The 13680-nt window shown below is 70.6% G+C and carries 13 protein-coding genes; 8 read left to right on the forward strand and 5 right to left on the reverse strand.

Annotated elements, in window-relative coordinates:
• Position 1: 1 nt before the first annotated feature.
• Both KDN32_RS09410 and KDN32_RS09415 read right to left on the reverse strand, forming a co-directional pair.
• A complete protein-coding gene (locus KDN32_RS09410) occupies positions 2 to 1210 on the reverse strand; it encodes a CaiB/BaiF CoA transferase family protein (RefSeq protein WP_211731726.1) in 1209 nt (402 codons plus the stop codon).
• On the reverse strand, positions 1210 to 2385 hold the full coding sequence (locus tag KDN32_RS09415; protein WP_211731727.1) for an acyl-CoA dehydrogenase family protein: 1176 nt from the start codon (positions 2383 to 2385) through the stop codon (positions 1210 to 1212). The genes KDN32_RS09410 and KDN32_RS09415 overlap by 1 nt, the downstream gene beginning before the upstream one ends.
• 71 nt (positions 2386 to 2456) lie before the next feature.
• On the opposite strand from KDN32_RS09415, the gene KDN32_RS09420 reads away from it, so the two are divergent.
• Complete coding sequence (locus tag KDN32_RS09420; RefSeq protein WP_211731728.1) at positions 2457 to 3410, forward strand: LysR family transcriptional regulator; 954 nt, start codon at positions 2457 to 2459, stop codon at positions 3408 to 3410.
• On the opposite strand, the gene KDN32_RS09425 is transcribed toward KDN32_RS09420, so the two are convergent.
• Complete coding sequence (locus KDN32_RS09425) at positions 3350 to 3745, reverse strand: helix-turn-helix domain-containing protein (RefSeq protein ID WP_211731729.1); 396 nt, start codon at positions 3743 to 3745, stop codon at positions 3350 to 3352. The genes KDN32_RS09420 and KDN32_RS09425 overlap by 61 nt on opposite strands.
• A 101-nt stretch (positions 3746 to 3846) precedes the next feature.
• On the opposite strand from KDN32_RS09425, the gene KDN32_RS09430 reads away from it, so the two are divergent.
• The gene (locus tag KDN32_RS09430; protein ID WP_211731730.1) at positions 3847 to 4164 is read left to right on the forward strand and encodes a hypothetical protein; all 318 of its coding nucleotides are present in this window, start codon (positions 3847 to 3849) and stop codon (positions 4162 to 4164) included.
• A gap of 85 nt (positions 4165 to 4249) precedes the next feature.
• Positions 4250 to 5065: an alpha/beta fold hydrolase gene (locus KDN32_RS09435; protein WP_211731731.1), complete on the forward strand. Its 816-nt coding sequence runs from the start codon at positions 4250 to 4252 to the stop codon at positions 5063 to 5065.
• Between the two features lie 9 nt (positions 5066 to 5074).
• On the opposite strand, the gene KDN32_RS09440 is transcribed toward KDN32_RS09435, so the two are convergent.
• Complete coding sequence (locus KDN32_RS09440) at positions 5075 to 6856, reverse strand: sigma-54-dependent Fis family transcriptional regulator (protein WP_211731732.1); 1782 nt, start codon at positions 6854 to 6856, stop codon at positions 5075 to 5077.
• A gap of 207 nt (positions 6857 to 7063) precedes the next feature.
• Between KDN32_RS09440 and KDN32_RS09445 the strand changes: the two genes are divergently transcribed.
• Genes KDN32_RS09445 through KDN32_RS09455 form a run of 3 tightly spaced genes read left to right on the forward strand, consistent with a single transcriptional unit; the run spans position 7064 to position 9956 of the window.
• Positions 7064 to 7369 carry a hypothetical protein gene (locus KDN32_RS09445; protein WP_211731733.1) on the forward strand — a complete coding sequence of 102 codons (306 nt, stop codon included), beginning with the start codon at positions 7064 to 7066 and terminating at the stop codon, positions 7367 to 7369.
• 35 nt (positions 7370 to 7404) lie between these two features.
• Positions 7405 to 8460 carry an alpha/beta fold hydrolase gene (locus tag KDN32_RS09450; RefSeq protein WP_211731734.1) on the forward strand — a complete coding sequence of 352 codons (1056 nt, stop codon included), beginning with the start codon at positions 7405 to 7407 and terminating at the stop codon, positions 8458 to 8460.
• Positions 8457 to 9956 carry a long-chain-fatty-acid--CoA ligase gene (locus KDN32_RS09455; protein ID WP_211731735.1) on the forward strand — a complete coding sequence of 500 codons (1500 nt, stop codon included), beginning with the start codon at positions 8457 to 8459 and terminating at the stop codon, positions 9954 to 9956. The genes KDN32_RS09450 and KDN32_RS09455 overlap by 4 nt, the downstream gene beginning before the upstream one ends.
• On the opposite strand, the gene KDN32_RS09460 is transcribed toward KDN32_RS09455, so the two are convergent.
• Positions 9937 to 10857 (reverse strand): alpha/beta fold hydrolase, encoded by a 921-nt coding sequence (locus KDN32_RS09460; protein ID WP_211731736.1) that lies wholly within the window; start codon positions 10855 to 10857, stop codon positions 9937 to 9939. The two genes, KDN32_RS09455 and KDN32_RS09460, sit on opposite strands and share 20 nt — an antisense overlap.
• 159 nt (positions 10858 to 11016) lie before the next feature.
• Here KDN32_RS09460 and KDN32_RS09465 point away from each other — a divergent pair, with 159 nt between their 5' ends.
• Both KDN32_RS09465 and KDN32_RS09470 read left to right on the forward strand, forming a co-directional pair.
• Positions 11017 to 11931, forward strand: coding sequence for an alpha/beta hydrolase (locus KDN32_RS09465; protein ID WP_211731737.1), 915 nt, complete (start codon positions 11017 to 11019; stop codon positions 11929 to 11931).
• A gap of 40 nt (positions 11932 to 11971) precedes the next feature.
• Positions 11972 to 13624, forward strand: coding sequence for a flavin-containing monooxygenase (locus KDN32_RS09470; protein ID WP_211731738.1), 1653 nt, complete (start codon positions 11972 to 11974; stop codon positions 13622 to 13624).
• Positions 13625 to 13680: the final 56 nt, after the last annotated feature.

Raw genomic sequence — 13680 nt, forward strand, 5'->3', positions numbered from 1 at the left:
GTCAGGCGACGCCGACGGGGCTGCGAGGGAGCTGATAGGCGACGCCACGGCCGATGGCGGCATCGGCTTCCGCGGGGTCAACGCCCGACTCCACGAGCAGCGCGCGGGTGTGCTGGCCCAGAGCCGGGACAGACCCCATCGGTGCCTCGACGTCGCCGAAGGTCGCGGGAGGCAGCAGCCCCTCGATGCTCGCGCCCTCGATGTCGACACTGCGCCAGCGGTCACGAGCGCGAAGCTGCTCGTGGTCGACGACGTGGGCCAGGGTCTTGATCTCGGCGGCCGGGACGCCGGCGGCGGCCAGGCGCGCGTCGAGCTCCCGCGTGCTCCACAGCCGGGTCCGCGCACCGACCTCCGCGTCGCACTCCGCGCGGTGCGCGACGCGCGCCACGTTGGTGGCGAACCGGGGGTCGTCGGCGAGCGCGGGTGCGTCCAGAACCGCGGTGACCAGGGCGCGCCAGCCGGAGTCGTTCTGCACACCGATCAGGATCTCGCCGTCGCTGGTGGGAAACGCGTCGTACGGCGCGATCGCGCTGTGGCTCACACCCATGCGAGCGGGCTGGCTCCCCGTGTGCATCTGGGTGTAGAGGGCGTGACCCATCCACTCGACGGTCGCCTCCAGCATCGACACCTCGATCGTCGCACCGTCACCGGTCCGGTAGCGGCGCAGCAGGGCTGCGACGACGGCCTGCGAGAGGTACATGCCCGAGGCGATGTCGGCGGTGGGGATCCCCGTCTTGACCGGGTCCTCCGGAGTGCCGGTGATCGAGATCAGCCCGGCCTCGGCCTGGATGAGCATGTCGTAGGCCTTGCGCTCCTCCAGCGGCCCGCCCGATCCGTAGCCGGACAGACTCGCCACGACGAGCGCGGGCCTCTCGGCGCGAAGCTCCTCGGCGCCGAGCCCCAGCCGAGCGGCTGCGCCGGGGGCGAGATTCTGGACGAAGACGTCGGAAGCGAGCGCGAGCCGCCTGACGACGGCACGGCCCTCGTCGCTCTTGAGGTCAACCGCGATCGACTCCTTGCCCCGATTCAGCCAGACGAAGTGCGCGCCGGTGCCGTGGACGACGTGGTCGTAGCCGCGGGCGAGGTCGCCGCCGCCGAGCCGCTCGACCTTGATGACGCGGGCGCCGAGGTCGGCCAGGTTGCGCGTGGCCAGCGGGGCCGCGACGGCCTGCTCGACCGCGACGACCGTGACGCCTTCCAGCGGAAGCATCAGGAGGCCTTTCGAGCTGCGCGGAGGAGGCCGCCTCCGATGATGAGCTTCTGGATCTCGCTCGTGCCTTCGTACAGGCGCAGGAGTCGCACGTCTCGGTAGATGCGCTCGACGGGAACCTCCCGCATGTAGCCCGAGCCGCCGTGCACCTGCACGGCGAGGTCGGCGACCTTGCCCACCATCTCGGTGCAGAACAGCTTGGCGGCCGAGGGGGCGATGCGCCGGTCCTCGCCCGTCACGTAGGCGCGGGCGGCCTCGCGGACCATCCCGCGGCCCGCCAGGACTCCGGCCTGCTGGTCGGCCAGCATCGCCTGCACCAGCTGGAAGTCCCCGATCGGCGTGCCGCCCTGGGTTGCGCTGGCGGCGTACGACACCGACTCGTCGAGCGCGCGCTGCGCTGTACCCACGGCCAGGGCTGCGATGTGGATGCGCCCTCGGGCGAGCGACGTCATCGCCGCGCGGTAGCCGACGTCACCGTCGCCTCCGACGAGCGCGTCGGCGCCCACACGCACCTGGTCGAAGCTGACCTCCGCCGTGCGGGAGCCCTCCTGGCCCATCTTGGCGTCCTTGACGCCGACCTCGACGCCGGGCGTGTCCGCGGGGACGAGGAAGACCGCGACGCCGGTGCTCTTCTCGGTCGCCGGCGCGGTGCGGGCGAACACGACGAACAGGCCGGCCTCGGTGGCGTTGGTGATGAACTGCTTGGTGCCGTCGATCACCCAGCCGTCGCCGTCGGGCGTGGCGCTCGTGCGCAGGCCGGCGGGGTTGGACCCGGCACCGACCTCGGTGAGGGCGAAGGAGGCGACGATCTCACCCGACGCGATGCCGGGCAGCCACCGCTCCTGCTGCTCCTCGGTGCCGAACCCGACGAGCACCTGGCCGGCGATGCCGTTGTTGGTGCCGAACATCGAGCGGAAGGACAGGGACGTGTAGCCCAGGGCCATCGCGACCTCGACGTCCTGGACGAGGTCGAGGCCGAGCCCGCCCCACTGCTCCGGGATGGCGTAGCCGAACAGGCCCATCTCGGCGGCCTGGCGACGCAGGTCGTCGGGGATCGCGTCGGTGGACATGATCTCGAGCTCGCGCGGTACGACGCGCTCGTGGACGAACTCGGTGATCTGCTTGAGGACGTCGGCGAAGACGTCGTCGGGGACCTCTGGGTTGCCGGTGTACATGCCCACGACTATGCGCGTCGTATTGTTGCGCGTCCAATACCTGATCATTCATTCGGTGATACCTTCATCTCATGGATGTCGCCCAGCTGCGCGCGTTCCTCGCCGTCGCCGAGGAGCTGCACTTCCGCAAGGCTGCCGAGCGTCTCCACGTGGCCCAGCCGCCCCTGACGCGCACCATCAAGCAGCTCGAGCGCGAGCTGGGCACGACGCTGTTCGACCGCAACACCCGCTCGGTGGCGCTGACCCCGGCCGGACAGGCGATGGTCGAGCCCGCCCGCGAAGTGATGGAGGCGCTGCGGCGCGCCACCGAAGCCGCGCGGTCGGCCGAGCGCGGGGAGGTCGGTCTCGTGCGGGTCGCGTTCGCCGGCGTCTCGACCCATCCCCTCGTCGCCACCCTCGCCCGCCGGGTGCGCTCGGAGCGACCGGGCATCGAGCTCGAGCTCTCCAGCCAGAACTTCGCGCTGGCGGCGATCCAGAAGCTGGCCACGCGCGAGACCGACGTCGCGATGGGCCGCTGGGACGTCGTCCCGGAGGGCATCGACGCCCGGGTGGTGACGGAGGACCACCTGGTGCTCGCGGTCCCTGCCACTCACCGGCTCGCCGGCGTCGACGCCGTCCAGTTCGCCGAGCTGCTCGACGAGCGGCTGGTCTCCCTGCCTGTCGACGAGGGGTCGGTGCTGACGGACCGGCTACGACGACTGGCCCAGGCGCAGCGCTTCCTGCCCCGCGTCGCGCAGGTGGCGCCTGACACGCAGACCGCGCTCGCCCTCGTCAGCGCCGAGGTGGGCTGCCTTCTCACCTTGGCATCGGTCGCGGCCAACCAGGGGGATCCACACGTCACCTTCGTCCCCATCGCGGCGAGCGAGGCCGAGGGACTTCCCGACGTGCACCTGCGGGCGGCCTGGCGGGCCGACGAGCGCAGTCCCGCCGTGCGCGCGGTGCGGGACTCCCTGCTCGGGATCGATCAGCTGGACGAGCCGTCGGCGCCCGACGGATCGCGGTCGGCCGGCAGCAGGGTGCGGTAGACCGCGAGGAGCGTCTGCTTGGCCTGCTGGGTCAGGCGCGGGTCGGCCTTGATCGCGGCCTCGACGCCGGAGGCCGAGCCCTCGGTCCCGCCGGTGGCTGCGTCGAGCAGACCGGCCTGTGTGAGCAGGGACTCGGCCGAGATGTTGAGCGCCTTGGCGATCGATCTGAGCACTCGTACGGACGGTTGGTGCATGCCGCGCTCGATCTGGCTGAGGTACGGGTTGGAGACCTCGGCGAGCTCGGCCATCTGCCGCAGGGACAGGTCGGCCAGCTGCCGCTGGGTCTTGATGTAGCTGCCCAGCGCCTGCAGCTGCGGAGTCCACGGGTCGGCCATGCGCAAACAGTACCAAGCATCTGCGAGGTACTTGACGCATCGAGCAAGTGCTGCATAAAGTTTGCAAGGTCGTCGTCACCCACACCCAGAGGAGCAAACAGATGACACAGGCACAGGAGTACGTCCAGAAGGTCACCGACCAGGTGCTCGCCAACGTCCGCACCGCCCAGGCGGCGGCGGTCAGCTCGGTCGGATTCTGGACGCAGACCGCCCAGTCGCTGACCCCGAAGAGCTCGCAGCCCGACGCGGCCGCCTGGTCCGAGCGGTTCCCGCAGCCCGCGGCGCTGGTCGACGGCGTCTACGACGCCTTCGAGAAGGTGATCGCCAACCAGCGCGAGTTCGGGCACCAGCTGGTCGCCGCCGCGCAGTCGGCGCCGAAGCCCGCGGGCGAGACCGCATCCGCCGCCAAGAAGAAGTAGCAGCACGCGGCATCCGGTCGAGGTGGCGCCCACGGGGGACGCCACCTCGACCGCGTCATGTCGGGACGAGGAAGAGGTGCTCGAAGTGCAGCTGGTAGACGAGGACGCGCGCGAGGTCAGGGTGGGCGAGCACGCGGTGGTGGTGAGCGTGCGGAAGACAGGCGGGGTGGGGAGCCGGGGCCTGCCCCTGCTCATGTGTCACGGCGTCGGCCTGGACCAGGCGAAGTGGGGGGAGTTCCGCGAGCAGATCCCCCGGACCACGATCGCCTTCGACGTGCAGCCCGAGCATCTCGGCCGGTGGCCCACCGTCATGGGCTACGCGCGCTTCGTCAGCCGGGTGATGGACCGGCTGGGCGTCCAGCGCTTCGACGTGCTGGGTCTGTCCTGGGGTGGTGTCACTGCCCAGCAGCTGGCGCTGACGCATCCGCGGCGCGTACGGCGGGTGGTGCTGGCGAGCACCAGTCCGGGATTCCTGAGCGTGCCGGTCGCGCCAGCCACGGTCGCGAGCTTCTGGCGACCGGACCGCAGCGAGGCGAACCGGGAGGTGCTGGTCCGGCGGGTCTACGGAGGCGACTTCGTCGACGACCCCGAGCTGCTGAAACGACTGGGCCTGGTCCGCGAGGTCGATGCGGGCGCCTACCGACGTCAGCTGCTCGCGCTCGTAGGCTGGACGAGCGTGCCGTTCCTGCCGCTGCTGGCGCAGCGGACCCTGATCATGCACGGTGACGACGACCCGGTCTTCTCGGTCCACAACGCGCGCCTGATGCACCTGCTGGCTCCGCGGTCGACGCTGGAGGTGGTCCCGCACGGAGGCCACATGTTCCTGCTCAGCCGGCCGGAGTCGAGCGCGCGGGCGGTGACCGACTTCCTCGAAGCGGACGGGCGAGGGCACCGCGCCTGAGGGGCGAGGTCAGGAGAGCAGCGCCTCGTCGTCGATCCCGAGGGCGGTCAGCTTGCGGTAGAGCGTCGTACGACCGATGCCGAGCAGGGTGGCCGCCTTCGACCGGTTGCCGTCGACCTGGCGCAGCGCGGCGACGATCTCGCTGCGCTCCGCCGCCTCGATCCGGGTGAGCGGGCGTCGGTTGGCGGTCTCCCACATCCGCTCGGGCAGGTGGTAGGGGCTGACCGACTTGCCGGGCAGCTCGGCGGCGAGGCCCAGGAGCACCTGGCGGAGCTCGGCGACGTTGCCGGGCCAGTCCCAGCGCATCAGTGACTGCATGGTCGAGGCGGAGAGCACCGGTCGGTGCTGCGGATCGATCTCCGCCAGGAGTGCCTGCACGATGGTGGGCAACTCCTGGCTCCTGCTGGCGAGCGGAGGGACGTCGATCCCCACCGCGACCTGGGACAGGATCCGCACTGCGGACTCCGAGCACCTGTCGAGATCCGCGGTGATGACCAGTCGTCCTGGCGCAGCGTCGTCCGCGAGTGCCTTAACGGCGCTGACCTGGCCGGCGTCGAGGTCCTCGAACCGGCGCAGCACCACGACCCCGCCGGACGCAAGTGCGTCCCTTGCGTCGCCCCGCCACGCGTCCTGACCGACGAGCGCGCCTCCGTCGAGGACGAGCGGGGACTCGTGGCCCTCGGTGCGGAGCCACTCGCGCACGACGTACCACTTGCCGGACCCGCCCGGACCGGTCACGGTGATGGCACTTGCCGAGCGAGCAGCGGTGCGCTGCAGGTTGACGACGAACGCGTCGCGGACCGGGGCAGAGCGGCTCGGCCTGCCGGTAGGGCGGGCCTGCTTGCGGTCGAGGATCTCGACGGCGAAGGCCGCGTCGTCGGTGTCGTCGAGGCGGTGGGCGAGCACCCGGGCATGCAGCGACTGGAGGTCGAGCTCCAGCTCGTGGGGTCCTCGGCCCCAGTCCTTCGCGAGCAGGGAGTCCCACAACCGTGCGTGCATCTCGACGTTGAGGAACGACAGTCCGGTGACGTTGGTCATCACGGTGTCGCTGTTGAGCACGATCACGGGTCCCTTGGCCCGGTGGCGCTGGTAGCTCCGCCCGAGCGTGAGCTCACGCCTGCTGACGGTGGCGCTCAGGTTGTCCACGATCTGCTTGGCACCCTCCCGGGTCATCGCCAGCATCATCATCTCGGCCGCGTCCGCGGGGGCTGCCAGCGACAGGGAGCCGATCACCCGACCGGTGACCGGGTGCCGGATCCCCACACCCGCGCATGCGAGACTCTCCAGGGCCTCGTTGAAGTGCTCGGCCCCGCGCACGAAGACCGAGGCACCTTCCTGGATCGGGGTGCCGAGCCCGTTGGTGCCGATGCTCTCCTCGGAGAAGTCGAAGCCCTCCGCGGCGTTCGCGCTGTCGAAGCGGACCTGCTCGGTGTGGCCGGCGACCCGCCGGGCCACGATCTGCCCCGACCGGTCCGCCAGGAAGATCGCCGTGCCCATGTCCTGCAAGGTCTCGGCGAGCCGGTCGAGGACGGGTCGCGCAGCACGAGAGAGCTCGCTGTCCTCGTCGTACTCGTTGACGAACTGGAAGGCGCCAGTGGTGTGGGTGGCCCCGGCGCTGATGGAGCGACGCCAGCTGCGGTCGATCTCGTCGGAGACCCGGGCCGGCTGGGTGTCCGCGCTGTGCAGCAGGCCGAGGGAGATCAGCGTCTCCTTCGCCGAGCGGACGAGCTCGTCGTCGGCCCGCGGGCGTCGTGAGCCGGCCACAGCACTCGGGTCGTCGGCGGGGCTCACCTCACCAGTATGTAACGACGGTCACATCCGGGGCGAGGTGTGTCTGATACCAGTCGGGTTCACATTGTTCCGCGAGCAGTATCACCCGCGCGCCTCGTGCATCTTCGCGACGTCGGGTCCGCGGGTGTTCCACTTCGGTACAGGTCGGCGTGAGGAGGCAGACCTAGGTTCGCCCTGACCGGCCGGGACGACCACGAAGGAACACCCATGACGAGCACCCCATCCTGGCGAAGGACGTACGACGTCGCGGAACGGGCCGTGGCACCGCACGCAGAGCGCTGGGTGCGCAGCGGGGAGTACGCGCAGGTGACCGCCGCCGCGCTCGGGGTGCGGCGCAGGATCGGACGCGTACTGGACAGCGTCGCCACCACCGGGTGGCACCTGGTGAACCTGCCGGCGCGTAGCGACGTCCAGAAGCTTCGGAGGCAGATCGGCGCGCTCGACCGCGACCTGCGACGCCTGTCGCTGCAGCTGGAGCAGTCCCGGACGGACCGCGAGGGCAGCGGGCAGTGACCACCACGCAGACGCAGGCAGGCTTGGGCCCCCTCGTGAGGCAACAGGTCGGACGAGCAGGTCAGCGCGCACGCAACGGTGTCAGGCTGGCCACCGGGGCAGCACGACCCGCCGTCGGCCAGACGCCGAAGGACGTGGTGTGGCGGCACGGCCGCGTCGAGCTCTGGCGCTACCGGGCCGACGGGAACGGCGACGAGGACGTGAGCGCCCGACCGCCGCTGCTGCTCGTCTTCAGCCTGTTCTCCCGCAGCTACGTCCTCGACCTCCGGCCGGGCAACAGCTTCGTCGAGCACCTCCTGGCCGCCGGCTTCGACGTCTACCTGCTCGACTGGGGCGTCCCGGACGAGCGCGACGCCGCCAACCGGCTCGAGGACTACGTCGACGACTACCTGCCGGCCGCCGTCCAGCGGGTCCGAGAGGTCTCCGGAGCAGAGGAGGTCGACATGCTGGGCTACTGCTTCGGCAGCGTGCTTGCCCTGCTCTACGCCGCACACCACCGTAATGCGCCCCTGCGCAGCCTCACCGTGCTGACCACGCCGGTCGACCTCGAGCACCTGGGCCCCTTCAGCAACCTCACGACCAGGGGCGGGCTGGACGTGACGTCGCTGCTCGACCCCGACGGCAACGTCCCTCCCCACGTCATTCACCAGGCGTTCAAGTCCCTCAAGCCGACAACGGCAGTCACGCAGTACGTCGACCTCTGGCAGGGGCTGTGGAACGACGACTACGTGGCGTCCTACCAGGCGCTCATCGGATGGGCCACCGACCACGTGCCCCTGCCCGGCGGCGTCGCGCGCCAGCTGGCGGACATGCTCGACGACAACGCGATCGTCAACGACCGCCTCGTCATCGGCGGGGACCGGGTGCACCTGTCCGACATCACGGTGCCGTTCCTCACCGTGCTCGCCAACCAGGACCACATCGTCCCGGAAGCCTCGGCGTCGCCGCTCATCGACCTCGTCGGATCGACGGACAAGCACGAGCTGCGGCTCGACGGCGGGCACGTCGGGCTGCTGGTGGGGCGCACCGCCGCGAGGACCACCATCCCCACGATCATCGACTTCCTGCTCCAGAAGGGTGGTCCGAGATGACCAACCTCGCCAGCATCCTCACCGCGTCTGCCGCCCGGCACGGACGGCGGGCCGCGGTCCGCCTCGACGCCACAGCCCTCAGCCACGCCGAGCTCGACGACCTGAGCGCCCGAGCCGCCGGGCTCCTGCGCGCTCGCGGTGTCGGCCCGGGGGACCGCGTTGGCCTCATGCTGCACAACGTGCTGGAGTTCCCCGTCCTCTACTACGCCGTGCTCCGCGCCGGGGCCGTCGTCGTCCCGATGAACCCGCTGCTGAAGGCACCCGAGGTGGAGCACCAGCTGCGCGACTCGGGTGCGCGGCTGGTGCTCGTGTCACCCCACGCCGCTCCGGAAGCCCGGCTCGCCGCTGCGGCGGTCGGCACGGAGGTCGTGGAGGCCGACGACGACCTGCTGCGGACGGTCCGGGCGCTGGTGCCCGAGCCGGGGCCGGTGGCGCGCTCCGACGACGACACCGCCGTGATCCTCTACACCTCCGGCACGACGGGTACGCCGAAGGGCGCACAGCTGACGCACGCGAACCTGCGCCTCAACGCGCTGGGCTTCGGCGGGCTCGTCGAGCTGACCGAGCACGACGTCGTCATGGGCTGCCTGCCGCTGTTCCACGCCTTCGGCCAGAGCAACGTGCTCAACGCCTCGATCGCCGTCGGCGCCAGCGTGAGCCTGGTGCCCCGTTTCGACGCCGGTGCCGTGCTCGAGCTCGTCGCACAGGACCGGGCGACCGTGTTCGCCGGCGTCCCCACGATGTACGTCACCATGCTGGAGGCAGGCGCCGCGGCCTCGGACACGTCCAGCCTGCGGGTGTGCGTCTCGGGCGGTGCGTCACTCCCGCTGGAGGTGCTGTGCGGGGTCGAGCAGGACCTCGGTACACCGGTCCTCGAGGGCTACGGCCTGTCGGAGACCTCGCCCACCGCGACGTTCAACCGCCCGGGTCGTTCGAGGGTGGGTTCGATCGGCGTCCCGCTCGACGGCGTCGAGCTCAAGCTCGTCGACCGGCACGGCGTCGAGGTGGGCCCTGGCGAGGTGGGTGAGATCGCCATCCGCGGCCACAACGTGATGAAGGGGTACTGGGACCGACCTGGGGCCACCGCAGCGGCCATCGTCGACGGGTGGTTCTACAGCGGCGACCTGGCCCGGTGCGACGAGGACGGCTTCTACTACGTCGTCGACCGCAAGAAGGACCTGGTGATCCGCGGAGGGTTCAACATCTACCCCCGCGAGATCGAGGAGGTTCTCTACGCGCACCCGGCGGTGCTCGAGGCCGCCGTCATCGGCGTTCCCCACCCCACGCTGGGCGAGGAGGTCGCCGCCGCGGTCACCCTGCGTCCGGGCCGCCACGCGACCGCCGAGGAGCTCCGCGAGCACGTCAGGGCTCGCGTGGCGGCGTACAAGTACGCGCGCCACGTCTGGGTCGTCGACGCGCTCCCCAAGGGGCCGACCGGCAAGATCCTCAAGCGCGAGATCGACGTCCCGCAGGCCGTCACCGCCCTGGCGGGTTGACGGCAGCCCGGGCCGCCTCGGCCGCGCGGGCGTGGGCGGCGACGTCGTCGACCAGCTGCGGCCAGAGCGGCTCGGGGAGGTTGTGCCCCATCCCAGGCACCACGACCAGCCGGGCGCCCGGGACCGCGTCCGCGGTGGCCAGGCCCCCGGCCACCTGGACCAGCGGGTCGTCCTCGCCGTGGATGACGAGGGTCGGCACGTCGAGCTCGCGAAGTCCCGGCCGCCGATCGGGTGACGCCAGGATCGCGGCGTACTGCCGGGCCACGCCGGCGGCGTCGTAGCCGCGGGCGTACGCGCGGCGCGCGACGTCGGCGAGACGGGTCTCGTCGAGTGGGTAGGCCGGGGAGCCGATGACGCGGTAGACCTCCAGTGCGCGCTGGGCGGCTGTGTCCTCGTCGGTCGGTGGTGGCAGGAACAGGGCCGCCATCGCCTCGGGTCGCGGCGCACCGAGTTCGCGTGACGGGGTCGACATGATCGAGGTGAGGCTGCGGACGCGGCCGGGGCGTGCGATGGCGAGCTGCTGGGCGATCATCCCGCCCATCGAGGCTCCCACCACGTGTGCGGACTCCAGGCCCAGCGCGTCGAGCAGCCCCTCGACGTCGCGGGACATGTCGACCAGCGTGTACGGCGGGGGAGCGGCAGCGGGGTCGCCTGTCATCAGCGCTCCGATGTCGGGGACACCAGCCGCGTCGAGGTGCGTGGAGAGCCCCACGTCGCGGTTGTCGAAGCGGACGACGTGGAACCCCTCGTCCGCGAGTCGGGCGCAGAACCGCTCGTCCCAGCCGAGCATCTGGGTCGCCAGCCCCATGACCAGCAGCAACGGCGGGTCGGCAGGGTCTCCGAAGGACTCGTGGGCGAGGTCGACGTCGCCGACGGTCGCACGCTCCACCTGGTCAGTCATGGGCCTTCTCCTCAGGTCGTGGTGTCACGCCAGCGTCCCTCGGCGAGGTGTCGAGTGAGGTGTTCCACATCGGTACAGGTTGTGTCGTCGCGCCAAACCTAGTGTCGCTGATCACACCAGCCATCCCAGGCGAACCACACCAGAGAAAGAAGCAGTGACATGAGTGATCAGCAGCCCGTCGCCGGAGTCGAGCAGGATCCCCTCAAGGCGCTCTACGCCGACTGGTCGGACATCCTGGCCACCACCGAGAACCTGACGATCCGCCTGTTCCGCAGCATCTTCGACGAGTGGCACCAGCCCACCGCCGAGCCGACCGACGTGACGTACTCCGAGGGCGTCGTCGGCGGCGTGCCCGGCATCTGGGTCCACCCGGCCGGTGCCGACGAGTCCAAGGTCCTGCTCTACACCCACGGCGGCGGCTTTGCGGTCGGCTCGGCATCCAGCCACCGCAAGCTGGCGGGCCACTTCGCCAAGGCCCTCGGCGTCACCTCCTTCGTGCTGGACTACCGACGCGCTCCGGAGCACCCGCACCCCGCCAGCCTGGAGGACGCAGTCGCGGTCTTCGACGCGCTGGTCGAGAGCGGTGTCGCGCCGGAGGACGTCACCACCATCGGCGACTCGGCCGGTGGCAACCTCGCTGTCGCCACGGCGCTGTCCCTCAAGCAGCAGGGCAAGCCGCTGCCGGGTGCGGTCATCGCGCTGTCGCCCTGGCTCGACATGGAGAACAAGGGCGAGACGCTGGTGACCAACGACGCCACCGACGCGCTCATCACTGTCGGGCTCCTCGAGGGCATGATCGCCGGTGTCCTCGGCGACCAGACCAGCCCCACGGCGCCGCTGGCCAACCCGCTCTACGGCGACTACGTCGGCTTCCCGCGGCTCTACATCACCGCCGGCGGCGACGAGTCGCTGCTCGACAACGCCACGCGCCTCGACGAGCTGGCCACCGCCGCAGGGGTCGACGTGACCCTTTCCGTCGTCGACGGCCAGCAGCACGTCTTCCCGTTCAACGCCGGCCGCACCGCTGCCGCCGACGACCAGATCGCCGCCATCGCGAAGTGGTACGCCGGCTGACCGCCGGGCCACGTCCACCGACACCCTCACGGAGACTCCCATGACCACCCTGACCACGACCGGGCCCGGCCCGGACGCCACCGCTCCTGTCGACTACGACGCGATCGTCATCGGCGCCGGCTTCGGCGGCATCTACATGCTGCACAAGCTGCGCAACGAGCTCGGCCTCTCGGTGCGTGCCTACGACCGCGCGGGCGGCGTCGGCGGCACCTGGTACTGGAACCGCTACCCGGGCGCCCTCTCCGACACCGAGGGCTTCGTCTACCGCTACTCCTTCGACAAGGACCTGCTGCAGGACTACGACTGGAGCACGCGCTACCTCAAGCAGGCCGACATCCTGGCCTACCTCGAGCACGTCGTGGAGCGTTTCGACCTGGCCAAGGACATCCAGCTCGAGACCGGGATCGCCGCGGCAGTGTTCGACGAGGCGACCAACCGGTGGACGGTCACCACCGAGCATGGCGAGACGGTCACGGCGACGTACGTCGTCACGGCGCTGGGCCTGCTCTCGAAGATCAACATGCCCAACATCCCCGGCATCGAGACCTTCGCCGGCGACATCATCCACACCGGCGCCTGGCCCGACGAGCACGAGTTCGCCGGCAAGCGAGTCGGCGTGATCGGCAACGGGTCCACCGGCCAGCAGGTGATCTCGGCGGTCGCACCCGAGGTCGAACACCTGACGGTCTTCATGCGCACTCCGCAGTACAGCGTGCCTGCGGGTGACCGGCCGATGACCCCCGAGGAGGTCGCCGCCATCAAGGGCGACTTCGACGGGATCTGGGACCAGGTGCGCAGCTCGGTGGTGGCCTTCGGTTTCGAGGAGAGCGCCGTGCCCGCGATGAGCGTCTCGGAGGAAGAGCGGCAGCGTGTGTTCCAGGAGAACTGGGACATCGGCGGCGGCTTCCGCTTCATGTTCGGCACGTTCTGCGACATCGCGACCGACCCCGAGGCCAACGAGGCCGCGGCGTCCTTCATCCGGTCGAAGATCAAGGAGATCGTCAAGGACCCGGAGAAGGCGCGCATCCTCACGCCGACGGACCTCTACGCCCGTCGCCCCCTGTGCGCGAACCACTACTACGAGACCTTCAACCGCGAGAACGTCTCCGTCGCCGACCTCAAGACCCACCCGATCGTCGAGATCGTGCCCGAGGGCGTGCGCACGGCGGACGGCAAGCTCCACGAGCTCGACGTGCTGATCCTCGCCACCGGGTTCGACGCCGTCGACGGCAACTACATGGCGATGGACCTCCGGGGACGCGAGGGCCGGACGATCAACGAGGCCTGGGCGGACGCTCCGACCAGCTACCTCGGGATCACCACCCACGGCTTCCCCAACATGTTCATGATCCTGGGTCCCAACGGTCCGTTCACGAACCTTCCGCCGAGCATCGAGACCCAGGTCGAGTGGATCGGCAAGCTCGTCGCCGAGGCGCAGGAGCGTGACGCCGCAGTCGAGCCGTCCGCCGAGGCCGAGCAGGCCTGGACCGAGACCTGCCAGACCATCGCCGACATGACCCTGTTCCCGAAGGTCGACTCCTGGATCTTCGGCGCCAACGTGCCCGGCAAGACCAAGACCGTCATGTTCTACATCGGCGGGCTGGCCAACTACCGCGCCCAGCTCGACGAGGTCGAGGACGCCGGCTTCAAGGGGTTCGAGTTCACCCCCGCCGTCCAGCCAGCACTCGCCTGACACATCCGGCGGCGGCCCCCATCCGGCGGCCGCCGCCGGCCTCATGGGGCCCGGCC

Source organism: Nocardioides palaemonis (assembly GCF_018275325.1).
Taxonomy (GTDB): domain Bacteria; phylum Actinomycetota; class Actinomycetes; order Propionibacteriales; family Nocardioidaceae; genus Nocardioides; species Nocardioides palaemonis.